Raw genomic sequence first — 22,437 nt, forward strand, 5'->3', positions numbered from 1 at the left:
CCCGGGTGCGTATCGCGCGCCGCTCGTTTTGACATACCTCTCAAGACGATCACAGCAAAACGCGGTCTGACGCCGCCAATTGATATGGAGTGTGGAATGAAGCTTTCAATCACGGTCATTGGAACGGGCCGTATGGGCTCGGCGCTCGCCGGCAGCCTGCTTCAGTCGGGATATCCGACGACTGTCTGGAACAGAACCAGACAGAAGACCGATCCACTCGCCAGGCTGGGCGCAATCGCCGCGTCCTCCGTGGAGGAAGCCGTGAACGCAGGCGAGATCATCATTGTGAATGTCAGCGACTATGAGGCGACAAAAGCGCTTCTCCACAGTGACGCCATCGCCTCAGCCATTCGCGGCAAGCTGATCGTGGAGTTGACTTCGGGGACGCCGAGTGGCGCACGGGAAGCCGCTGAATGGTGTACGAAGCACGGCGCAAACTACCTTGATGGCGCGATCATGGCGACGCCGGATTATATCGGCACGGACGCCGGGACCATCCTGCTTGCCGGGCCAAGGGAGGCTTTCGACACGAACCGCGATGTGTTTCGCGCCTTGGGTGGCAATGTCCAGCATGTTGGCGAAGAACCAGGGCGTGCGAACGCGCTCGATAGCGCACTGCTGGCTATCATGTGGGGCGCTCTGTTCGGGACGCTCCATGCGATCGCCGTGTCGCAGGCCGAAGAGATCGAACTCGGAGAACTGGCGCGGCAGTGGTCCGCGACGGCGCCGGTCATCGACGGCCTGGTGACCGACCTCATCAAGCGGACGAGCGCTGGCCGATTTGCCAGCGATAACGAAACGCTCTCGTCGATCTCGGCGCACCACGGCGCAATGCAGCATCTGTTGGAGTTGATGCAGTTCCGCGGAATCGACCGTTCAATAGTCGATGGTTATGATGCGATATTCAAACGGGCCATAGCGGCGGGCCACTTGCACGATGATTTCGCCGCGCTCTCGCATTTTCTGGCGACAGGGAAGTAGCATGCCTTTGACGCATCTCATTGATAAGTATTGTGCATCGTGGTCCACCGAAAACGCCGAGAAGCGGCGGGCGTCGCTGCTATCGGTCTTGAGCGATGGCGCGACGTATACAGATCCAACCGTTCACGCTGTTGGTGCCGAAGAACTGCTAGCCCACATTGCAGGAATTCAGAGCAAGCATCCTGGTGCCTGCATTCTGCGGACCAGCAACGTGGATGTTCATCACGGCGTCGCGCGCTTCGCGTGGAAGTTTGTGATGCCTGACGGTTCGTCTTTACCCGAGGGCCTGGACATCGCTTTTCTAGATGAGGAGCAGAAACGGATAACGCGCATCATTGGCTTCTTCGGTTTGTTGAAACCAGTTCGACCTCTGGCAGAGGGCGGCGTCAGCTAACCGGTCAAAAGCTGACATTCGAACATGTCAGCGCACCGCCTCGCGGTGGGCGCCGGGCAGGCGGGTGGCGATCAGCTTGTCGATGCGGCGGCCGTCGAGATCGACCACCTCGAAGCGCCAGCCCTGCGCGTCGACGCATTCGCCAGTCGCCGGCAGATGGTGCATGTGCGACAGCACATAACCGGCGACGGTTTCGTAATCGCGGTTTTCCGGCAGGTCGATGCCGAGAATGTCGGCCATCTCGTCGGCCTGCATGTAGCCGGCGAGCAGCCACGAGCCGTCCTCGCGCTTGACCGCGTTCTCCTCGTCGCCGGCGTCTGTGTCCGCGCGGAACACGCCGGTGATGGCTTCCAGAATGTCGGCCGGGGTGACGATGCCTTCGAAATGGCCGTATTCGTCATGCACCAGCGCCATCGGCACGTCGGATTCCTTCAGCTTCTGCAACACATCCAGCGCGTCGGCCTGGTCGTAGACGATGGGGGCTGCGCGAACATGCCTGCGCGGGTCGAGCACGCGGCCGGCAAGCAACGCCGCCAGCACGTCACGCGTCTGGACGACGCCGATCATGACATCGACGCCGCCGTCACCTGCCGGCAGGCGCGAATGCTGGGTTTCCATGAGCAGCTTGCGGATGGCCGCCTCGTCGGATTGCAGATTGATCCAGTCGACCTCGGTGCGCGGCGTCATCACCGCGCGCACGGCGCGGTCGCCAAGCCGCATGACGCCGGCGATCATGCGCCGCTCGTCGGATTCGATGGTGCCGTGATGCTCGGCCTCGGCGACCAGCATCTTGATCTCCTCATCGGTGACCTTCTCCTCGCTTTCGCCGCGCTGGCCGAGCAGCCACAATATGGTGCGGCCGGAGAAGTCGAGCAGGAAGACCAGCGGCGCCGAGATGGTGGCGAGGATGGTCATTGCCGGAGCGACCCTGGCGGCGACCCGCTCTGGGTCGCGCAAGGCAATCTGCTTGGGCACCAGCTCGCCGACGATCAGCGAGAAATAGGTGATGATGGCGACGACGATGCCGACGCCGAGCGGATCGGCGACGGTCTCGCGGATGCCGGTCGAGGCCAGGAACTGCGCCAGCCGTTCGCCGAGCGTGGCGCCGGAAAAGGCGCCGGAGAGGACGCCGACCAGGGTGATGCCGATCTGCACCGAGGAGAGGAACTTGCCGGGATTCGAGCCAAGCTCGAGCGCGCGGCCGGCGCCATTGATGCCGCGGTCGATCATCGCTTTCAGCCGGGCCGGTCGCGACGAGACGATGGCAAGTTCGGACATCGACAGAAGGCCGTTCACACAGATGAGGACGACCACGATAGCGATTTCTACGTATAACATGAGCGGTCAATAGCATTGCGGCGCGGTCTTCGAAAATAGTCTGACGTGATTTTTGAGAAATGACCGGCATTTCGGTCACGCGGCATCCCAGGGCGGCGTCGAAAAATGTTCGACGAGGGCGTCGACGACAACCCGTACCTTTGGCGTGAGCGCGCGCGTTACCGGCCAGACGGCATGCACGACGATGTTCTCGACCAGGCAGTCCGACAGCACCATTTCGAGATCGCCGCTTTTGAGGCTGTCGGCGGCCAGCCATGTCGGCAGGAAGGCGATGCCGCAGCCGGCGAGCGCTGCATCCAGCATCGGTTCGCCATGGCCGAGAACGAGTCGCGCCTTGGGCATGAAGGTTGCGAGATGGCCGTCGGAATGCCTGATCACCCAGGGACGGACGATGCCCTCGCGACCGTAGCCAATGACGCTGTGATCGGCGAGATCCTCGACCGATTGCGGCCGGCCATGCCTGTCGAGATAGTCGGGAGCCGCGCATATGGCCGAGCGCTGGGCGTAGAGGCGCCTGGCCGCAAGCGACAGGCTGTCGTCGAGTTCGCCCATGCGGATCGCCAGGTCGATGCCCTCCTCGATCAGGTCGACGCGGCGGTCATTGAAGGAGACTTCCACCGTCAGGTCCGGAAATTCCCTCGAAATCTCGAACAGCACGGGGGCCACGCAGCGTCGGCCGAAGGCCAGCGGCACGTCGATCCGAAGCCGGCCAGACGGGACCTGCCGGCGCGAGGCAAGCAGCGACTGTGCGGCTTCGATCTCGGCAAGGGCCCGGACGCAAGCTTCATAATAGCTGACGCCTTCGCTGGTCGGACTGAGGCTGCGGGTGGTGCGGTTCAGCAAGCGAACGCCGAGTCTCTGCTCCAGCTGCGCGATCGATTTGCCGATCGCCGACTTCGTCACATGCAGCCGCTCGCCGGCGCTGGTGAAGCTGCCGGCCTCCACCGCCTGAACGAACGCGACGATGCCTTGCAGGTCGGCCGTTTCCATGGCGATTTCCTATTGTCGACTTTTAGTCCGCAATCAGTGTCAAATTATACCGCACGAAAGCACTATTTTCTATAGTCGAAAGGCATAAATGTCTCGCCTGCATCAACGCACGGAGCGCGACGCGACATGAGCACCCCAATCAACAGATCCTGGCAGATGAGCGGTTTTGGCCTGTCGAGGCTAAGCCAGGTGGAAGGCAAGGTACCCGAGCCAGGGCCGCACGATTTGCTGGTGCGGACCAAGGCCGTGTCGCTCAACTACAAGGACAAGATGATCGTAGACGGCGTGCTGGTCCCCGATCTTGCCTTTCCCTTCGTGCCGACATCCGACGCGGTGGGTGAAGTGGTGGCCGTCGGCAGTGCGGTCAGCCGCTTTCAGGTCGGCCAGCGCGTGCTCGGCCAGGTGATCGCCGATTGGCCGGATGGCGACGCACCGCCAGTGCTGCATAAGCACACGCTGGGGTCGTCGCTGTCGGGCATGCTTTCCGATCATGTCATCTTCGGCGAGGACGCCGCGGTGCTGGCGCCGCCATCGCTCGGCGACATCGAGGCCGCGACATTGCCGATCGCGGCGCTGACGGCCTGGTTCGCCATGGCCGAAGCGACCAGACCGGTGCCGGGCCAGACCATTCTGATCCAGGGCACCGGCGGCGTGTCGCTGTTTGCGCTGCAGTTCGCCACCGCGTTCGGCCTGCGCGCCATCGTCACCTCAAGCAGCGACGAAAAGCTTGAGCGGGCAAGAAAGCTCGGCGCCTGGCAAGGGATCAACTACCGCACGCAACCGGCCTGGGACGAGGCCGCGCGTGAGCTGACGAATGGGCTGGGCGTCAACCACGTGCTGGAAATGGTCGGCGGCGACAATGCACGGCGATCGCTGAACGCGCTGGCCGCCGACGGCCGGCTGTCGATCATCGGCCTGCTGGGCGCGATGGAGCTCAGCTTCCCTATCGTGCCCTTCATGCGCAACCGCATCACCGTGCAGGGCCTGTCGGTCGGCCATCGCCGCGCCTTCGAACGTATGAATCAGGCGATCGAGGCGCTGGCGATCAAGCCGGTCATCGACAAGGTCTTTGGCTTCGACGAGGTGCCACAGGCCTTGCAGCATCTGGAGAAAGGGCCGTTCGGCAAGATCGTGATCACCACGAACTGACTTTTGCGATGGGTCATGGCAGCTGCTTCAACATGCCGACAATCGCCTCGCCGTCCGTGAAATAGGGATCGCCGCCGCCATTGCGGCCCGTACTGGTGGCGCCGACGCCCGATATGTCGCTGGTCGAGATCAGCGTGCCGGCGGTGGCCAGGTCGCGCACCAGGAAATCGCGCTCGGCGTCGATGTCGGGGCCGATATGGTGGGTGACGGCGCCGGTGTCGTGGCTGAGGCCGACGCCGCGATCGAAGCTGGCCGAGCCCAGCCACAGCGGCCGGCCATCGTCGCCGCTTGCCTCGGTCTGCCAGAAGCGCACATGATGCCGGCGGTCGGCGCTGAGGCCCTCCGGCTTTTCGAAGGCGAGATCCTGGGCGCGGCCATCGAACAGCAGCCTGCTGACCGGCGCATCGGGGTAGGGGTGGTCGAACAGCACGCTTTCACCGATTTCGATCGCGGTCTTCAGGGTCACGGCGTCGGCGGTGTCCCAGCCGGCGATGGCGAAGGCGTGGACTACTTCCTTTCGCGTACCGACAAGACCGACATTGATGGGATCGCCCGGAATGCCTTGCGGCGTGTGCGTCACCATCTCGAAGCTGTGCTTGCGAAAGCCGCGATCGTGAAACGTCCAGAATTCCGGTGCGGCGAAATAGGCGAGCGCCAGATAGGCGGCCAGCAAGGTCGCCACCCAGATTGCAACGCGTCGCCGAAAACTTCGCTGGCTCATGAACGCCGCCCGATCCGTGCGGTATCTTTTGCCCGAGGGACCCTGGAAATCAATGGCCAGCAGCGCGCCGCCGCTTTATCGTGGGCCATCGTTTCTTCGTGGGGGCAGCAATGGAGCGGAAGCTGGCAGGCCGCAAGCCAATGGCGTTGACCGCCGAGCTTGTCGCGCAAGTTGAGCGTGTCGAGCCTGATCCCGGGCCAGAGCCCGGAACCAGCGAGCACACCGATGCGGAGTTCGATGGCCTGGTCGAAAAGCTGCTTTCGCAGCATCGTCCCGACACGCTTTGGGTCTTTGCCTACGGGTCGTTGATCTGGAACCCCGAATTCGCCCATGTCGAGCAGCGCCCGGCCACGGCGCCGGGATGGCACCGCTCGTTTTGCCTGAAGCTGACCCGCTGGCGCGGAACCCGTGATTTGCCGGCCCTGATGCTGGCGCTCGATCGAGGCGGCAGTTGCAACGGCATCGTCTATCGGCTGCCCGCGGAAGACCATTTCGGGCAACTCGGCCAGTTGATGCGCCGCGAGATCGATGCCAACCCGCCAACCAACGTGCCATGCTGGATAAAGGTCAAGACCAAGGACGGGCCGCTGCATGCCTTGGCCTTCGTCGCGGCGCCGGATGGCAGGGCCTATGCCGGCCGGTTGCCATTGGAGCAGGTTGCCGACACTCTGGCACGGGCTGCCGGTCATTGGGGCTCTTCGGCGCAGTATTTGTTCAGGACCGTGAGCAAGCTTGAAGAGAGCGGCATCCGCGACCGGAATCTCTGGCGCATCCAGGACTTGGTCGCACGGCAAATCGCCGCTTCAACCGGTGGCGCCGACTAGGCTGATCTCTTTCTAACGGCAGGCGCGATAACCGTTCTTGCGGTTCTTGATGTCGAAATGGAAATGGTTGCGGTGGTCGTAATTGTAGCCGGGGCCGAGCACGGTGGTGAAATACTGGCAGCCGTCGGCGCGTACATTGTTGAGGAAGCCCCGGGTGCGGAAGGCGAACAGGCCGGGCTTGCGCACGTCGATGTCGTCGCCATTGTTGAGTTCGATGCTCATGACGTCGAGCGCATTGCCCTTGCCGTGCTCGGACAGTACACCTTCGCCGGCAATCCTGCGGCAGGAATAGCTGGAGCCCTGGTGGATGGTCTTGACACCGGAGAAATAACGCCAGCGGGCGGAGGGGACGAGCTCGTTCTTCGTCCAGCCGGCAAAGGTGGCGGCCATGTCGCAGGTGAGGGTCGCGGCGGGTTTCATCTGGATGTTGCCGATGGCCGAAACCTTGACCGGATAATCGATGCCGCACTGGCCTTCATGGATCGGCGCCAGGTCGGTGTAGGCGACATCGAGGCGCTTCAATTGCTGCCGGCAGTCGGTTTCGCTGGCCGGCATCTGCTCGACGGGCGACATCGGCTCGTCCATGCGCGGATAAGCGGCCTGCGTCATGTACGGATTGGAAGGGACAAGCTTCTGCATGCCGGCATATTGCGGCACGGCAGCCGTCTGCGCGCCGACGTCGACGGCCGGCTCCAGCGACAGCACACTGCCGGTGTTGCAGGCGGAAAGCGCCGCCAGCGCCAGGCCGGCGGTCAGCATTGCTGGATATTTTGACTGGCGCGCGGTGGCGAAAAACACGGCCCGAAATTTGCCGGCCATTGGCGGAATCCCGTTGATGGATATCCGGCATTTTAACGATCAAGGGTAAAGGAAAACTCAGCGCCCGCGTTCATGCCTGCGGCCGAATTGCGGCACGCGGCTGGATCAGCCATGTTCACTGGCAGAACGTCCCGCCGTGCCGGCGCGGTTCGAGATCGAGATGGAAATGCAGGGAATGATCAGGATCGGCGCCCGGACCGAGCACCGTCTTGAAAGGTCCGCAGGCCGCCTTGCGCACGGCATTGAGGAATTTAGCGTCTTTCTCCGGCGGCGCTGGGCCGACCTCGATCTTCTTGCCGTCCGACAGCGTGAAGCTGGCGATGTCGAGTGCGTTGCCGAACGCGTGTTCCGACAGTTTTCGTGTGCCGTTGCGTGGCCGGCAGACAAAAGCCGACGCCTGGCCGATCGATTTCAGGTCCGCACCGAATTCGGCTTTCGCAGCCGGCTGGATGACATCGGCGGCAAAACGCGCCATTGCCTCGGCCATCTTGCAGTTGAGCTCGGTGGCGGGGCCGATGGCGACGGACTTTCCAAGGGTCTTCAGCACGATGGGATAGGGGATCGAACAGCCGATTTCGGCCTGGCTTTCCGCCTTGTGTTCTTCGAATTCGACGCCGAGCATCTTCAGCCGTTCGCGGCATGCGACTTCCTCGGCCGGCATTTTTTCATCGGGCATGTCGGCCGAGCGCGGGTCTGGCAGCATCTTCTCGTCGTCTGCATCGGCCGGCTTTTGCGACGGCTGCGGGCCAATGTTGGGCGGCTGAGCCTCGGGCTCCGCGATGTCGGGTTTTGGTGTCGGCGTTGGCGCGACCGCGGGCGGCTCCGGTTCGCTTTCCGTATCGGCTGAGGGTTCGGGAGCCGGCGGCTCGGGAAGTGCCTGCTTTTCCTGGCGGGATTTTTCTTCATTGGAACGGTCGGGCGCGCCGGCGGTGTTCGCAGCGTCCGCCGGGCGTGGTTCCGGCACTGGAATGGCGGGTCCGGATCCCGAAATGCCGGGTCTGGGCATCGGCACATCGGCAGGCAAGGGTAGCGGCGGCAGCGTTTTCTGCTGTGCCTGCTTCGGCGTCACCGACCGGTGTCTTCGTGGTTTCAGGCGCTTTCCGCCTCGCGGTTTAAGGGACTGTTCGGCTCTTGGTGTCAACGGCTGCTCTATCCTCGGTGTCAACGGCTCGTGATGCCGATGGCGATGTCTCGCCTCGGCCGGCATCACCAGCAAGACCGTGACGGCCATGACGAACGCGATCCTGCATATTCGGGAAAAGACAATCGACCCCATCGCCGTCAACGGCGCCGACGCGAGGAAAGTTGCCTTGGCCCCATCACGAACGGTAACCGCGTCGTTACGCACCGATCGCTTCCAGCCCTTCCTCCAGCCAGTCGGCGAGCAGCGGCATGCCGAGCAGGTATTTCGCGGTGCGCTTGTTGGCGCGTTCGCGCGCTGCCGCCAGCGCGTCCGCCCATTCGGTGGCGTCGTAGTCGCCGCGACCGACCCAGGCCAGCGCGATCAGCTCGGCTGCTTCATCGACATTGAGGTCGTTTATCAGCTCGCGCAGCTCTTCCTCGGTCAGATTCTCCGAGCTTTCCTCGGCAAGGCCGTCATGGTGATGGTTGACATGGGACTCGCCGTCGAGTTCGACCTCGTGCTCGGCGCCATCTGCATAGTCTTCATTGACGGCCGCACTCAGCGCCTTGGCCTTGAGGATGAACAAGCGCACCGTGTCGGGGCCGATCGAAAGCTCCCAGTCCTTTTCAAGCCGCCGCTGCAAGGGCCGTCTCCCTCAGGTCGTTTGCCGGATGATAGCGGATTCGCAGCATCCGTCACCTGATGTTCTCCCGCACGTAATTTTCCGGGATGAAACGCAAGCCGACCGGCGTTAGTGTTGCATTCTCACCCCTCCAGGAGGTTTCGATGCATAAAAGAGTGCTGATCCAGGCGGCGACTGCCCTTGTCGCGCTGCAGTTCCTTGCCGTTCCGGTGTTCGCCGCCGGCGGTGACAGTGGCGGCAGCGATCAGACCGTCACCCAATGCAAGAAGGGCGAAGTCTGGGATAAGAAGAAGAAAAAGTGCGTCGCACCCCAGGAGGGCATGCTCGACGACGACAGCATCTATGATGCCGGCCATGCGTTGGCGATGGCCGGGCGCTATGACGAGGCGATCGCCGTGCTCAGCCTTGCCGCCAACAAGCAGGATCCGCGCATCCTCAACTATCTCGGCTATTCGCACCGCCATTCCGGCCGCGTCACAGTCGGCCTCGGCTATTACGAGGAAGCGCTGCGCATCGATCCGGACTACACGCTGGTGCGTGAATATCTCGGCGAAGCGCATCTGCAGATCGGCGATCTGGCCGGCGCCCAGCAACAGCTGATGGAAATCGAGAAGCGGACCGGCAAGGGTTCGCGCGAATACGGCATGCTGGCCGAGCAGATCGACCATTTTATGCGAAGCTGAAAAGATTCCAGGGCTCTTTTAAGCGGCCGCGAGCGATCGCGGCCGCTTTTGTTGCCCCCAGTCTCATTCACCGCCCCCGGCTGATGAATGCGGGGATGATTTTTACAAAACCGATTTTTGGGCGTGAAAAACCCGCGAAGATTGCTATATTCAGGGAAATTGCGGTGAAACGGTTCCGTTAGCCCGAGGCTGCCGGACCCGTTTTCTTTTTGTACCATCGACAAGGCTTTCCCCGAAACGCGGGGGTGGCAGCAGGAAAGGTCAGGCATCATGAACAAGGTCCCGATGACAGGCGAGGGGTTCGCGTCATTGAAGGAAGAACTGCGCTGGCGCCAGCAGGAAGAGCGGCCGCGCATCATCGAGGCGATCTCCGAAGCGCGCTCGCATGGCGACCTGTCCGAAAATGCCGAATATCATGCCGCCAAAGAGGCGCAGAGCCTCAACGAGGGCCGCGTCAACGAGCTTGAAGATTATATCGCGCGGGCCGAGGTGATCGACGTCAGCAAGCTCAGCGGCGACAAGATCAAGTTCGGCGCCACCGTGGTGCTGGTCGACGAGGATACCGAGGAAAAGAAGACCTACCGGATCGTCGGCGACCAGGAGGCGGACGTGAAGTCCGGCCGCATTTCGATCTCCTCGCCGATCGCGCGTGCGCTCATCGGCAAGGAAGTCGGCGACGCCATCGAGGTCAATGCGCCTGGCGGTGCCAGGGGGTATGAGATCGTCCAGGTGCAGTTCATCTAGGGAATTTGAGGGGGGAGCGGCTGCGACTTTTAAGCTGAGGTTTGCGCCGCCCCTCATTGCCCTGCCGGGCATTTCTCCCCGTATAGTGACGGGGAGAAAGATGCTCTCATCGACGATTTCGCCAATTTTCAACGTAGCAGAATAGACGCTGGCCTTGCGTTCAGATCCCTTCTCCCCGTCGTTATACGGGGAGAAGGTGCCGGCAGGCGGATGAGGGGCAGCGCCAGCCTTTCCGATTGACTTCAGTTCTTGCCAGCGTTGGCCTTGCCAAGGACCTGGAGTCCCGCCAGCCTTTCTGCCTCCGCCACCACCTCCGCCGGCATCACACGCTTCCCGGGCGGGGCCAAGAGCGTCGACGCATATTGCCCGCGAGGCCCCGTCAACCCTGGCTCGGTTGCCAGGAACACCGCAACCGTCGGCAGCCCGAAGGCGCTGGCAAGATGGGTCAGCCCGGTGTCGGCGCCGATGACCAGCTCCGAGCGGCCGATAAATGCAGCGATCTCGGCCAGCGGTGACTTTGGCACCACAACTGTTAACGGCACTGCCTTGGCAATGGCTTCGGCCACGGCCTTCTCGCGCTCGTTCGCCCATGTGGTGACCGGCGTCATCCCACGTTCAGCCAGCAGGCGGGCGGTTTCAATCCAGTCTTCGGCCGGCCATTTCTTGTCTTCGCGGCTGGTGCCGTGCAGCAGGAAGGCGGTTTTTCCAGAAGGGCCCGCCAGAGTGCCGGCGGGCGGCACGATGCCGGAGTCCAGGGTCGAAAGATCGGGCTGATAGCCGAGCGCCAGCCCGAACAGCCGCCGTGTCCGCTCGATGGCGTGCAGGTCGCGCGGCACGGGATAAGTGGCATCGTAGAACAGCGTCGCAGAAGGTTCGCGCGCGCTCGAACGGTCGAAGCCGGCAATGGGGGAGCCCACCTGTCTTGCCACCAGAGCCGATTTCAGGAGGCCTTGCGCATCGATGACGAGGTCGTACCGGCAATCGCGCAAGGTCCGCCGCAGGGCGGCCGCCTCGCGCCAGGTGGCGCCGTCGAGCAGCGCCTTGCGCCAGCGCCGGATCGCCACTGTATGAATCCGGTCGATCGCCGGGTGAAGCGCGACGATGCCGGCAAATGCCTCTTCGACGCACCAGTCGAAGGTCAGGTCCGGGCGGTTGCGACGGGCATCCTCGACGGCCGGAAAGGTGTGAATGACGTCGCCCATCGATGACGTCTTGACGATCAGCACCTTCATGCCGCTGCCGGGATGTCCAGCAGCCGCTCCGCCGCTGCCGCGACCTGGCCGACTTGCAGCGTCTTCAGGCAGTTGAGGTGGCCGAGCGGGCAGACCTTCTGGTGGCAGGGCGAGCACGACAGGCTAAGCCAGACCAGTTCCCGGTGCTCGGCCAGCGGTGGCGTGTTCTCGGGCGAGGTCGAGCCGTAGACGGCGACGATCGGCGTGCCGACGGCGGCCGCGACATGCATCAGCCCGCTGTCGTTGGACACGGCCAGCCTTGCGGCGGATATCAGGTCGATGGCGTCCTCCAGCCGCGTCTGTCCGGCGAGATCGACGACGCCGGGCGCCAGGGCCGCGATCTCCGCCGTCACGTCGCGGTCGTTCTTCGAGCCGAACAGAGCGACCTTCAAGCCTTTGCCCATGAAATCGCGGGCAAGCCCGGCATAGCTTTCGCTGGGCCAGCGCTTGGCCGGGCCGAATTCGGCGCCGGGCATCAGGGCCACGAATTTCTGCGGCGCTAGGCCGAACCGGCCGAGCAGGTCGACCTGGTTTTTCGTGTCCACGCTAAGCCGTGGCGCTCGGAAACCACCGCCCTGGGCAAGGCCGAAATAGGCCTGCGCGGTGCGTCGTTTGATGCTGTCGGGCAATGGCACGATGTCGGTCAACAGGCCATAGCGCATCTCGCGCAGGTTGCCGACCCGGCGCGGAATGCGGGCAAAGAACGGGATTAGCGCCGACTTCCAGCTGCCCGGCAGGACATAGGCGATGTCGTAGCGGCCGCGCAGCAGGCGGCCGAAGCGTCGCCGATGGGTGAATTCGAGCGCACCGGGTTTGAGCGGAAAGTCGATCTGCTGGCGGATTTCGGGCATGCGGTTGACCAGCGGCGCTGCCCAGGTCGGCGCCAGCACATCGATGGCGGCGTTGGGATGCAACTCCTTCAGCGCCGAAAACAGGCACTGCGCCATCACCATGTCGCCCACCCAGCGTGGGCCGATCACGAGGATCGTTGGGCTTTCAGCCATTCGACATAGTCTCTGACACCGGTTTCCACTGTCCGGAATTGGCCATTGTAACCGGCCGCGCGCAAACGGGACATATCAGCTTGCGTAAAGCTCTGGTAGCTGCCCTTGAGATGGTCGGGGAAGGTGATGAACTCGATCTCGCCCTTGCCCAGCGTGTCGATCACTGTTTCGGCTATGGCGCGGAAGGGCTGGGCACGGCCGGTGCCGCAATTGAAGATGCCGCTTGAGCCCTGTTTCCACAGCCACAGATTGACGTCGGCGACGTCGCCGACATGGATGAAGTCGCGGCTTTGTTCGCCGGGCCCGAACCCGTCATGGGCGCCGAACAGTTTCGGGTTCTCGCCGCGTTCGACCTGGTTGAACAGATGGAAGGCGACGGAGGCCATGGCGCCCTTGTGCGCCTCGCGCGGGCCATAGACGTTGAAGTAGCGCAAGCCCACGACCTGTGAATGGTCGGTATCGAAGGCGGTGCGCCCGGCGAACACGGTTCGCCTGACGAAGTCGTCGAACAGCTTCTTGGAATAGGCGTAGACGTTGAGCGGCCGCTCGAGCGCCGGATCCTCGCGAAACTCCGAGCCGCCGCCATAGACGGAAGCCGAGGAGGCGTAGAGGAAGGGCACGCGCAGCGCCTGGCTTGCGTGCAGCAGCCGTTTCGAGAAGGCGTAGTTCACCTCCATCATGAACTTGCCGTTCCACTCGGTGGTGGTCGAGCAGGCGCCCTGGTGGAAGATGGCCTCGATGCGGCCGAGCGAGCCTGCCTCCATGCGGTCCAAGAAATCGTCCTTGTCGAGATAGTCGGCGATCTTGAGATCGGCAAGATTGGCGATCTTGTGACCATCGGTAAGGTCGTCGACGACGAGGATGTCGTCATGCCCTTCGGCATTCAGCGCGGCGACGATGTTGGAGCCGATCATACCGGCGCCGCCCGTGACGATGATCATGAAGGGCCTCTGGTTGCTTGCGATTCCGGCCCTTATAGGGGAGGCTAGGCGGGCTGTCGATAAAGCCAGGCATGTGCCTGTCCTGCCATTTTTATGGGCTTGTCTGTTTTGTCTGTTTTGTCTATTATGGACAAAACGGGACATCCCATGAAAAACTATCCATCGACCGATCTGAAACAGAATCTTGGAGATGTGCTTGCAGCTGCCAGCCAGCAGCCGGTCTCCATCACTCGCCACAACAAGCCGAGATACGTCCTGATGAGCATCGAGGCCTACGAAGCGCGCTTCGGCAACGACAGCCGCCGCGTCTACGCTGCGGAGGATGCCCCGACCGAACATGTCGAGATGCTTGAGGAGTACGCCGCGGAATTGGACCGTGATTAAACCCGCCGCTGCGGACGTCTGGCGATATCCATATCTTTGGCATCGCCAACACGGAGACGGCGAGACCGAAGGCCGGAAGTCACGGCCTGTAGCCTTTGTGGCTGTCCTTCCTGGGAAAGCCGGCGGTACGACCTCTTCATCCTTGCAATCACTTCCACGCAGCCGGGCCGTGATCGCGTTGCCGTCAGCATCCCGGAAATTGAACGCCACCGTGCGGGCCTCGACCCTATGCCCCTTTGGGTCATGGTCGACGAGTACAATCATGATATCCTGGAAGCGTCAGCCTATTTCGAGCCGGGTGCGCGAATCGGCGCGTTCAGCCCGTCATTTCACAAGAAAATTATGTTCGCTTTACTGCGGTTGTCCGCACGGGTCAGTCCAAAGCCATCCCGCCCCGCGCGCGGACTGAATCGACAGAACAGAGCATGATCGTGAGGGACCAAAAATGCCATCGACCGAACTGCTCATCGCGTTTTTCGCCACCACGGCGATCTTCGCCTACATTCCAGGCCCGGCCATGCTCTATGCCGCCGCGCAGACGATGGCGCGCGGCCGCTGGTCCGGCCTGACGGCGGCACTTGGCATCCATCTGGGCGGCTACGTGCATGTTTTCGCCGCGGCTGCCGGGCTGTCGGTGCTGTTTCATGCCGTGCCGACGCTCTACCTGGCGGTCAAGCTGGTCGGCGCGCTCTATCTGATCTGGCTTGGCGTCTCGCTGTTTCGCAAGCGCGCAGACGGCGATGCGGCGCTGCCTGCCATCGAGCGCAAATCAGCGCGGCGCGCCTTTTTCGAGAGCATCACCGTCGAGGTGCTCAATCCGAAGACAGCGATCTTCTTCATGGCGTTCCTGCCGCAATTCATCGACGCCTCGGCGGCGTTTCCGGTCTGGCTGCAGTTCGTCGTGCTCGGCACGATCGTTAATCTGATGTTCTCCTCGGCCGATATCGTCTGTGTGTTCCTGGCGGGCGCCGTGATCGGCCGTTTGCGGCGTTCGAGCCGGGCACAGCGGCTGATGCAACGGGCGGGAGGGGCCGTGCTGGTCGGGCTGGGCGTCCATGTCGCCCTGCAGAAGAGCTGACCGCCCGAGCCTGCCGGGATCATGCCTGCCGTTGCGCTGCGTGAATTTGCGGTATATCGGCTTTCGCCATGAGCGATCCGACCAGTCGATTGATGAGCACTTATGAGATTGAAATCGGCCTTTTCCCTGTGTTGCCAGTGACATGATCAAGCACAATCCGCCTTCTCCCGAACCGTTGCACCGCGCCATTGCGCGGTTCGGCCAGGCCACCGTGCTGGTGGTCGGCGACTTCATCCTCGATCGTTTCGTCAACGGTGTCATCGAGCGGATCTCGCCGGAGGCGCCGATCCCGGTGCTGCACGGGCGCGGCGAGACCTCGACCATGGGCGGTGCCGGCAATGTCGTGGCCAACATCGTTTCGCTTGGTGCTGCCGCTGTTCCCGTCTCGGTCATCGGCACCGATGTGGCAGGCGATAGCCTGGTGCGGATGCTCGGCGAGCTTGGCGCCGATACGGCGGGCCTCGCGCAGGAGCGTGGTCGCATGACCTCGTCCAAAAGCCGCTTCAGCGCGCTCAACCAGCAGGTGCTGCGCTTCGACGAGGAGGAAATCAAGCCGTTGGGTGCTGCGGAGCGAGCCGGCCTGATCCGGCATTTCCGCGCCGCACTGACGCGCGCCGACATCGTCATCCTGTCCGACTACGGCAAGGGCATCCTGCTCGACGGCGTCGCCGGCGACTTGATCGCCATCTGCCGCGAGGCTGGAAAGCCGGTGCTGGTCGACCCGAAGGGCCGCGATTATGCGCGCTATGCCGGGGCGACCGCCATCACCCCCAACCGCAAGGAACTCGGCGAGGCCGTCGGCCATGCGGTGTTCGCCGATGACGAGATCGTGGCTGCCGCACGCGAGCTGATTTCGGCACATGGTTTCGATTTCGTCGTTGCGACGCGCAGCGAAAAGGGCATGAGCGTGGTCGGTCCCGACGAGGCGCGCCACATCGCCACCCAGGCGCGCGAAGTGTTCGACGTTTCGGGCGCCGGCGACACGGTGATCGCGAGCTTCGCGCTGGCGCTGGCCGTGGGCGCCGATACGGTCATGGCCGCTTCGATCGCCAATGCCGCTGGTGGCGTCGTGGTGGGCAAGCGTGGCACCGCGCGGCTGACGGTCGAGGAACTCACCGGCGCGCTGTTCCGTTCACATGGGCCGACCGCCCACAAGGACGCCATCCTCGATGCCACATCGGCCGCCCGCATGGTGGCGGCGTGGAAGGAAGAGGGCCTGAGCGTCGGCTTCACCAATGGCTGCTTCGACATCCTGCATGCCGGCCATGTCAGCTTGCTGCACGCGGCGCGCAGCCAGTGCGACCGGCTGGTGCTCGGCCTTAACAGCGATGCCTCGGTGCGGCGACTGAAGGGCGCCGGGCGCCCGGTCAACGACCAGCACGACCGCGCCTGCGTGCTGGCAGCACTTGCCTCGGTCGATGCGGTCGTGGTGTTCGAGGAAGATACGCCGCTGGCGCTGATCAAAGCGCTGCTGCCCGACATACTGGTCAAGGGGGCCGATTACACGGTCGACACCGTGGTCGGCGCCGATGTGGTGCAGAAGGCCGGCGGACGCGTCGTGCTGGTCGATCTGGTCGCCGGAAAAAGCACCACCAACACCATTGGCAAATTGCGCGCCGGCGGCACCACAAACTGAGGGTTTCATGTCCGAGTTGAACGATTATCTTGTCCGCTCCGCGGCTGCCATATCAGCCATGGTCGAACGGGACCTGACCGGTGAGATGGGGCGGGCAGCGAGCGCGGTGGTGACGGCGCTTTCGTCGGGGAAAGCCTTGCTCATCGCCGGCAATGGCGGCTCGGCCAGCGACGCCATCCACATTGCCGGCGAACTGGTCGGCCGCTTTCTCAAGGAGCGCAAGGCCTACAATGTCATCGCGCTGCCGGCCAATGCAGCGGTGCTGACCGCCTGGGGCAACGACTATGGATTCGACACGGTTTTTTCGCGCCAGGTCGAGGCGCATGGCGCCGCCGGCGGGGTGCTCCTGGCGATCTCGACCAGCGGCAATTCGCCGAGCATCCTTGCCGCCGCCGAAGAGGCGCGGAGGATGGACATGACGGTGATCGGCATGACCGGCGACACCGGCGGCAAGCTGAAGCCTCTGTCCGATATCCTGCTCAACGTGCCGTCGACCTCGACGCCGATCATCCAGCAGGGGCATCTGTGCCTTTACCATCATTTGTGCGAGGTGGTCGAAGCGCGCCTCAGCAATGGCTGATCCCCCGACCTCTGGCCGCTATCCGCTGGCGGAGCCTGGCCTATGGGTCGAGCAGGTCGGCTCAAGGCTGTTCGCCGCCGGCGCGCCGGCGCTGTTCCTCGATCGCGACGGCACCATCAATGTCGATACGGGCTATCCGGATGATCCTGCCGAAATGGTGCTGCGCGCGGACATAGCCGCGGTGATAGCCGCCGCCAACCGGGCCGGCATTCCGGTCATCATCGTCACCAACCAGTCGGGCATCGCGCGTGGCTATTTCGGCTGGGGCGATTTCGCTGCCGTCAACGGCCGCGTGCTCGAGCTGCTGCGCGCCGAAAATGCGTTCGTCGATATGGTCGTCGCCTGCGCCTATCACGAAGCTGGCACCGGTGTGCTTGCGGTCGCCGATCATCCGATGCGCAAGCCCAATCCGGGCATGCTGCTGGAGGCGGCCGGGCGCCTCGGGCTCGATCTGCGGCGTTCGCTGATCGTCGGCGACAAGGAGGCCGACATGGAGGCGGGACAACGCGCCGGCCTCGCGCAGGGCTGGCTGGTAGACGGGCAAGCAGCTGTCCGATCGGGCTTCACAATTCAGCCTTGGTGCGCCCGCGCGGATTTCGACGGCCTGCTCGCCGCAATAGCTGCGCTTGGCACCGCCTCGGGCGCGCCGTGACGGCTTACATCCGATCTTTGTCTCGCCAGGCTTCATAAAGCTTGGCCTCTGTCGCGAACGAATACAGCATCACCAGCATCGAATAGACGAATCCGTGCCGGCCGCACAGGAAGTAGCGCTTGGCCAGGTAGAACTTCAGGAAGTTGCCGAGAGGCGACAGCACCAGTCTTATCAGGCCGGGCTTCTTGGCTCGTTCGACCAGCGTGGCAACCTTGAGGCTGGAGTAGGTGTTGGCTCTTGCCAGATCCTCGGCAATGGTCATTTCGCGGCGATGCAGCAGCACGCCATTTTCTATCGTGCCGGTTTCGCCTGGCACCTCGAACGACTCATGGACCCGCAGATTAAGGTCCATCGTGGCCTTGTCGCGGCGGAAAAGACGCAGCAGCCTGTTGTGAAGCACCCAGCGGTGCGCATAGCCATAGCCCTTCAGCTTGTCGCGGCGTCTGATGTACCATCCGTCGAAGGCGTCACTCCCAAGCTGGGTCACATTCATGATTGACTGCCTGAGCACGTCGTCGATGGCCTCGTCGGCTTCAATCGAAAGGCACCATGGTTGCGTGGCCTGATCGAGCGCGAATTGCCGCTGACGAGGAAAGCCCGGCCAATCGTTGTGAAACAGCCTTATCGGGTAGCCTTTGGCGATGTACCCATTGACGACGTCCAGAGTGCTGTCCGTCGAGCCCGAATCGACGACGATGATCTCGGCGCAGAAATCGACGCTTTCCAGGCACTCGCCGATCATATCGGCCTCGTTCATGCAGATGACCAGCGCCGAAACCGGGCTAGAAAATCGAGTCATCGTCCCACCCCACGGCACACAATTCTCGGAATTGGGCTGCCCTGCGCCACTTGTTTACGCAATCCCGAAAGCGCTATGCGCTTTCCCCAGGAAAACCGTTACACACTTTTTCTGGAATTGCTCTAGGAAACCAACAAGACGGCTACGGCAGAACATCCGGCTTCACAGGAGAGCTATCGAACGCCAAAGCGGCGCTGATATGGCGAGGCGTTCAAGCCGCATCGGCGAAAGCCCGCTGCGGTTCAACCGGGTCAAGGCTGTGCGAACGAGACCAGCCCTTCGTCCTTGACCCGGCGGATGGTGAGCGCTGTTCGCACCGTGTCGACATTCGGGGTCGAGGTCAGTTCCTCGATGACGAAGGTCTGGAAAGCGCCAAGGTCGCTCGCCACGCAATGGAGCAGGAAATCGGATTCGCCCGACACCATCCAGGCGTCGCGTACGATCGGCCAGCCGCGGGTGCGCTCGGCAAAGATGCGCAGCTCGGCATCGGCCTGATGATGCAGGCCGACCAGGCAGAAGGCAACGACATCGAGGCCGAGCGCTGGTGCATTGAGCAAGGCACGGTAGCCACGGATGATGCCGGCTTCCTCCAGGCGCTTGACGCGGCGCAGGCATGGCGGCGCCGAAATGCCGACGCGATTCGACAGTTCGACATTGGTCATGCGGCCGTCGCCCTGCAATTCGCGCAGGATCTTCCAGTCGATGGCGTCGAGGTCGGCCTTGAGCGGCATGGGGGCTCTCGATCACAAGGGGCAATACGCAAGAATCTTGCGTGATTTTGTAATTAAACGACTTCGCTGTCCATTCCATCCTTCGCCCGGAATATTTCGCGGGATCAGCGGGCGACAGGTGTGACAAAGCTTTCCGGGGACGAACTCCAACTTGCCTTGCTGGCGTCGTGGGCAACACTTACATTACGCGCGACAATGATCGAGTTTTCCATGCCGCAATTGCCGGCAGCCCTCCGCAGAGGCTTTACATGACCACCAAGCACGCGCCCGTTCTCATCATCGGTTCCGGTCCGGCCGGCTATACGGCAGCGGTCTATGCCGCCCGCGCCATGCTGAAGCCGATGCTGGTCGCCGGCCTGCAGCAGGGCGGGCAATTGATGATCACCACCGATGTCGAGAACTATCCCGGCTTCGCCGACCCGATCCAGGGTCCGTGGCTGATGGAGCAGATGCTAAAACAGGCCGAGCATGTCGGCACCGACATCATCAACGACATCATCACCGAGGTCGACCTCAACGTGCGACCGTTCCGTGCCAAGGGCGATTCCGGCACCACCTATACCGCCGACGCGCTGATCATCGCCACCGGCGCGCAAGCGAAATGGCTGGGCATCCCGACCGAGCAGGACTTCATGGGTTTTGGAGTCTCGGCCTGCGCCACCTGCGACGGTTTCTTCTACAGGGGCAAGGATGTCGCGGTGATCGGTGGCGGCAATTCCGCGGTGGAAGAGGCGCTCTATCTGTCCAATCTCGCCAAGAGCGTGACGGTCATCCACAGGCGAAGCGATTTTCGCGCCGAACGTATCCTGCGCGAGCGGCTTCTGAAGAAGGACAATGTCCGCGTCATCTGGGACACGATCGTCGACGAGATCACCGGCCGGCCCGGCAAGACGCCGCTGCCGCCCTCGGTCGAGGGGCTGAAGCTCAAGCATGCGGTGACCGGCGAGGTGTCGCACCTCAAGGTCGACGGCGTGTTCGTGGCCATCGGCCATGCGCCGGCGGTTGAACTGTTCGCCGGCAAGCTCAAGCAGAAGCCGAACGGCTATCTGTGGACGGCGCCGGATTCGACCCGCACCGATGTGCCGGGCGTGTTCGCGGCCGGCGATGTGACCGACGATATCTACCGCCAGGCGGTGACGGCGGCGGGGCTTGGCTGCATGGCCGCACTCGAGGCGGAGAAGTATCTGGCCGGCATCGAAGTGCATCGCGAAGCGGCCGAGTAGAGAGTTCAGAGAGCGGCTTAGAAACGCCGTGTAAAAGCCTGATTTTTCATTCAGACGCCAAAACAGAACGAGGGGAATCATGGCGTTGGACTGGGACAAGCTACGCGTGTTTCACGCTGCGGCGGAGGCGGGGTCGTTTACCCATGCGGCCGAGACATTGCATCTGTCGCAATCGGCGATCTCGCGGCAGGTCAGCGCGCTCGAGCATGATGTCGGCGTGCCGCTGTTCAACCGCCACGCCCGCGGGCTGGTGCTGACCGAGCAGGGTGAGATGCTGTTTCGCACGGCGCATGACGTGCTGATGAAGCTGGAGACCATCAAGTCCCGGCTGACCGAGACCAAGGATCGCCCGTCGGGCGTGCTGCGGGTGACGACGACGGTGGGGCTGGGCGCCGGCTGGCTGACCGAGCGGGTACAGGAATTCATCGAACTTTATCCCGAAATCAGCCTGCAGCTGATCCTCGCCAACGAGGAACTCGATCTCACCATGCGCCAGGCCGATTGCGCCATCCGGCTGCGCCAGCCGCAGCAGCCGGACCTGATCCAGCGCCGCCTGTTCACCGTGCATTTCCACCTCTACGCGGCCCCATCCTATGTCGCCAAGCATGGCAAGCCGTCTTCCGTCGCCGAGCTGAAGGCCCATCGCATCGTCACCTTCGGCGTGCCGGTGCCGTCGCATCTGTCGGAGCTGAACTGGCTGGAAACGGTCGGTGATTTCGAAGGCGGACAAAGGGTGCCGACGCTGCAGATCAACGACATATTGTCGATCAAGCGTGCGGTGCAGGGCGGTGCCGGCATCGCCATGCTGCCCGACTATGTGATCAGCAAGGACTCCGATCTGGTGCAGCTGCTGCCGGAGACCGAGGTGCCGTCTTTCGACACCTATTTCGCCTATCCCGACGCGATGAAGAACCAGGCCAAGCTGCATGTGTTCCGGGACTTCATCATCGCCAAGGCCCGAAGCTGGTCCTTCTGAGGGCATGCCGATATTCAAGTGAGGCCGGCCCGCGAATGGCCGCTTCCTGCGCTTCCCCGTCTACCGCATCGCGGTAGAACTGTGCTCACGTACTTAAGTACGCTCCGCTCCGGTTCTCGGCAGCCACCATTCTCGACTCGGCCTGACCTGAATCTCAACGCGCCCTGCGATGGTGGCTCAACCACGCCAGGGCGACAGTCGAGGCAGCCAGCCCGGGACGTTGCGGCGGTAGGTGTCGTATTCGGCGCCGTAGCGGTGAGCCAAGGTCGGCTCCTCGTAGAACCGCACGAAAGAGCCCATGACGATCGCGCCGATGACTGCATAGGCGACAAGCGCCCAGCTCGAGAACAGCAGCGCCTGGCCGAGGATGATCGACAGCACGGCGACATACATCGGGTTGCGGACATGGCGGTAGATGCCACCGATCACCAGCCTCTCGGTCGGGGCGACCGGTGCGGGTGTGCCCAGGCCCTCAAGCGCAAAACGGCCGAAGGCATGCAGGAGTGCCGCGACCGCGGCGACGATCAGAAGCCCGCCGACAGGGACAAAGCCCGGCAGACCAGACCACGGCAAGCCCCAGCGATCGGTCAACAGCCAAGGCACCAGCCCGGCAACCACGCAGGGCGCCGCGATGAAGAAGGCCGCACTGCCCGCGATCGCCGAAAACGTCCGCATTGGCTGCTTCCTCCCCGATTGCCTTAGAAATGCACGCCTGCTGCCCGCTTCCACATCATTGCCCAGTTTTGGCATTTCGAGCCGACAGCCAGCCGAGATTGGCGATTCTGTAGTTGC

25 protein-coding genes are annotated in these 22,437 nt (G+C 63.1%); 13 read left to right on the top strand and 12 right to left on the bottom strand.

Translation table 11 applies throughout. From position 1 onward, the window contains the following. The first annotated feature begins 96 nt into the window (after positions 1-96). Complete coding sequence (locus NKI66_RS14810) at positions 97-981, top strand: NAD(P)-dependent oxidoreductase (protein ID WP_023809753.1); 885 nt, start codon at positions 97-99, stop codon at positions 979-981. 1 nt (position 982) lies between these two features. Then, complete coding sequence (locus NKI66_RS14815; RefSeq protein WP_352752081.1) at positions 983-1,375, top strand: hypothetical protein; 393 nt, start codon at positions 983-985, stop codon at positions 1,373-1,375. A gap of 27 nt (positions 1,376-1,402) precedes the next feature. Here the strand turns inward: NKI66_RS14815 and NKI66_RS14820 are convergent, their stop codons facing one another. Both NKI66_RS14820 and NKI66_RS14825 read right to left on the bottom strand, forming a co-directional pair. After that, the gene (locus tag NKI66_RS14820; protein ID WP_023809751.1) at positions 1,403-2,713 is read right to left on the bottom strand and encodes a hemolysin family protein; all 1,311 of its coding nucleotides are present in this window, start codon (positions 2,711-2,713) and stop codon (positions 1,403-1,405) included. Between the two features lie 75 nt (positions 2,714-2,788). Then, positions 2,789-3,703 (bottom strand): LysR family transcriptional regulator, encoded by a 915-nt coding sequence (locus NKI66_RS14825; protein ID WP_023809750.1) that lies wholly within the window; start codon positions 3,701-3,703, stop codon positions 2,789-2,791. Between the two features lie 126 nt (positions 3,704-3,829). Between NKI66_RS14825 and NKI66_RS14830 the strand changes: the two genes are divergently transcribed. Beyond that, a complete protein-coding gene (locus NKI66_RS14830) occupies positions 3,830-4,852 on the top strand; it encodes a zinc-dependent alcohol dehydrogenase family protein (protein ID WP_023809749.1) in 1,023 nt (340 codons plus the stop codon). Positions 4,853-4,865: 13 nt separating this feature from the next. Here the strand turns inward: NKI66_RS14830 and NKI66_RS14835 are convergent, their stop codons facing one another. Beyond that, a complete protein-coding gene (locus tag NKI66_RS14835) occupies positions 4,866-5,573 on the bottom strand; it encodes an LssY C-terminal domain-containing protein (RefSeq protein ID WP_023809748.1) in 708 nt (235 codons plus the stop codon). A 110-nt stretch (positions 5,574-5,683) separates the two neighbouring features. Between NKI66_RS14835 and NKI66_RS14840 the strand changes: the two genes are divergently transcribed. After that, complete coding sequence (locus tag NKI66_RS14840) at positions 5,684-6,397, top strand: gamma-glutamylcyclotransferase (RefSeq protein WP_023809747.1); 714 nt, start codon at positions 5,684-5,686, stop codon at positions 6,395-6,397. Between the two features lie 12 nt (positions 6,398-6,409). On the opposite strand, the gene NKI66_RS14845 is transcribed toward NKI66_RS14840, so the two are convergent. From NKI66_RS14845 to NKI66_RS14855, 3 genes are all read right to left on the bottom strand, one after another. Next, positions 6,410-7,216 (bottom strand): extensin-like domain-containing protein, encoded by an 807-nt coding sequence (locus tag NKI66_RS14845; protein WP_128303802.1) that lies wholly within the window; start codon positions 7,214-7,216, stop codon positions 6,410-6,412. A gap of 115 nt (positions 7,217-7,331) precedes the next feature. Then, positions 7,332-8,369: an extensin-like domain-containing protein gene (locus NKI66_RS14850; protein WP_031212699.1), complete on the bottom strand. Its 1,038-nt coding sequence runs from the start codon at positions 8,367-8,369 to the stop codon at positions 7,332-7,334. Positions 8,370-8,556: 187 nt separating this feature from the next. Next, complete coding sequence (locus tag NKI66_RS14855) at positions 8,557-8,982, bottom strand: DUF3775 domain-containing protein (protein WP_013530064.1); 426 nt, start codon at positions 8,980-8,982, stop codon at positions 8,557-8,559. A 143-nt stretch (positions 8,983-9,125) separates the two neighbouring features. Between NKI66_RS14855 and NKI66_RS14860 the strand changes: the two genes are divergently transcribed. Continuing rightward, a complete protein-coding gene (locus tag NKI66_RS14860) occupies positions 9,126-9,665 on the top strand; it encodes a tetratricopeptide repeat protein (protein ID WP_023809744.1) in 540 nt (179 codons plus the stop codon). Positions 9,666-9,935: 270 nt separating this feature from the next. Then, positions 9,936-10,409, top strand: coding sequence for a transcription elongation factor GreA (greA, locus tag NKI66_RS14865; RefSeq protein WP_013530066.1), 474 nt, complete (start codon positions 9,936-9,938; stop codon positions 10,407-10,409). Between the two features lie 242 nt (positions 10,410-10,651). Here the strand turns inward: greA and waaC are convergent, their stop codons facing one another. The 3 genes from waaC to rfaD are packed head-to-tail and all read right to left on the bottom strand — an operon-like array spanning position 10,652 to position 13,586. Continuing rightward, positions 10,652-11,641, bottom strand: coding sequence for a lipopolysaccharide heptosyltransferase I (waaC, locus tag NKI66_RS14870; protein ID WP_023809743.1), 990 nt, complete (start codon positions 11,639-11,641; stop codon positions 10,652-10,654). Continuing rightward, a complete protein-coding gene (gene waaF, locus NKI66_RS14875; protein WP_023809742.1) occupies positions 11,638-12,645 on the bottom strand; it encodes a lipopolysaccharide heptosyltransferase II in 1,008 nt (335 codons plus the stop codon). The genes waaC and waaF overlap by 4 nt, the downstream gene beginning before the upstream one ends. After that, positions 12,618-13,586: an ADP-glyceromanno-heptose 6-epimerase gene (gene rfaD, locus NKI66_RS14880; protein WP_352440410.1), complete on the bottom strand. Its 969-nt coding sequence runs from the start codon at positions 13,584-13,586 to the stop codon at positions 12,618-12,620. The genes waaF and rfaD overlap by 28 nt, the downstream gene beginning before the upstream one ends. A gap of 147 nt (positions 13,587-13,733) precedes the next feature. On the opposite strand from rfaD, the gene NKI66_RS14885 reads away from it, so the two are divergent. From NKI66_RS14885 to NKI66_RS14905, 5 genes are all read left to right on the top strand, one after another. Continuing rightward, positions 13,734-13,970: a type II toxin-antitoxin system Phd/YefM family antitoxin gene (locus NKI66_RS14885; RefSeq protein ID WP_023809741.1), complete on the top strand. Its 237-nt coding sequence runs from the start codon at positions 13,734-13,736 to the stop codon at positions 13,968-13,970. A 445-nt stretch (positions 13,971-14,415) separates the two neighbouring features. Next, a complete protein-coding gene (locus NKI66_RS14890; protein WP_013530072.1) occupies positions 14,416-15,048 on the top strand; it encodes a LysE family translocator in 633 nt (210 codons plus the stop codon). 142 nt (positions 15,049-15,190) lie between these two features. Next, positions 15,191-16,684 carry a D-glycero-beta-D-manno-heptose-7-phosphate kinase gene (rfaE1, locus tag NKI66_RS14895; RefSeq protein WP_352752085.1) on the top strand — a complete coding sequence of 498 codons (1,494 nt, stop codon included), beginning with the start codon at positions 15,191-15,193 and terminating at the stop codon, positions 16,682-16,684. 7 nt (positions 16,685-16,691) lie between these two features. Further along, the gene (locus tag NKI66_RS14900) at positions 16,692-17,264 is read left to right on the top strand and encodes a D-sedoheptulose-7-phosphate isomerase (protein ID WP_352752087.1); all 573 of its coding nucleotides are present in this window, start codon (positions 16,692-16,694) and stop codon (positions 17,262-17,264) included. Then, positions 17,257-17,916, top strand: coding sequence for an HAD family hydrolase (locus NKI66_RS14905; RefSeq protein WP_023809737.1), 660 nt, complete (start codon positions 17,257-17,259; stop codon positions 17,914-17,916). The genes NKI66_RS14900 and NKI66_RS14905 overlap by 8 nt, the downstream gene beginning before the upstream one ends. A 4-nt stretch (positions 17,917-17,920) precedes the next feature. Here NKI66_RS14905 and NKI66_RS14910 read toward each other — a convergent pair whose 3' ends face one another. Together NKI66_RS14910 and NKI66_RS14915 are read right to left on the bottom strand one after the other, a co-directional pair. Continuing rightward, positions 17,921-18,715 (bottom strand): glycosyltransferase family 2 protein, encoded by a 795-nt coding sequence (locus NKI66_RS14910; RefSeq protein WP_023809736.1) that lies wholly within the window; start codon positions 18,713-18,715, stop codon positions 17,921-17,923. Positions 18,716-18,966: 251 nt separating this feature from the next. Next, entirely contained in the window at positions 18,967-19,446 is a 480-nt protein-coding gene (locus NKI66_RS14915) for an Lrp/AsnC family transcriptional regulator (protein WP_023809735.1), read from the bottom strand. A gap of 248 nt (positions 19,447-19,694) precedes the next feature. Between NKI66_RS14915 and trxB the strand changes: the two genes are divergently transcribed. Together trxB and NKI66_RS14925 are read left to right on the top strand one after the other, a co-directional pair. Then, complete coding sequence (gene trxB, locus NKI66_RS14920) at positions 19,695-20,669, top strand: thioredoxin-disulfide reductase (RefSeq protein ID WP_023809734.1); 975 nt, start codon at positions 19,695-19,697, stop codon at positions 20,667-20,669. Positions 20,670-20,748: 79 nt separating this feature from the next. Next, a complete protein-coding gene (locus NKI66_RS14925) occupies positions 20,749-21,645 on the top strand; it encodes a LysR family transcriptional regulator (RefSeq protein ID WP_023809733.1) in 897 nt (298 codons plus the stop codon). Between the two features lie 177 nt (positions 21,646-21,822). Here the strand turns inward: NKI66_RS14925 and NKI66_RS14930 are convergent, their stop codons facing one another. After that, positions 21,823-22,320, bottom strand: a complete 498-nt coding sequence (locus NKI66_RS14930) for a methyltransferase family protein (RefSeq protein WP_023809732.1) — start codon at positions 22,318-22,320, stop codon at positions 21,823-21,825. Positions 22,321-22,437 lie beyond the last annotated feature (117 nt).

The organism is Mesorhizobium sp. M0518, from assembly GCF_040321125.1.
GTDB lineage: Bacteria > Pseudomonadota > Alphaproteobacteria > Rhizobiales > Rhizobiaceae > Mesorhizobium.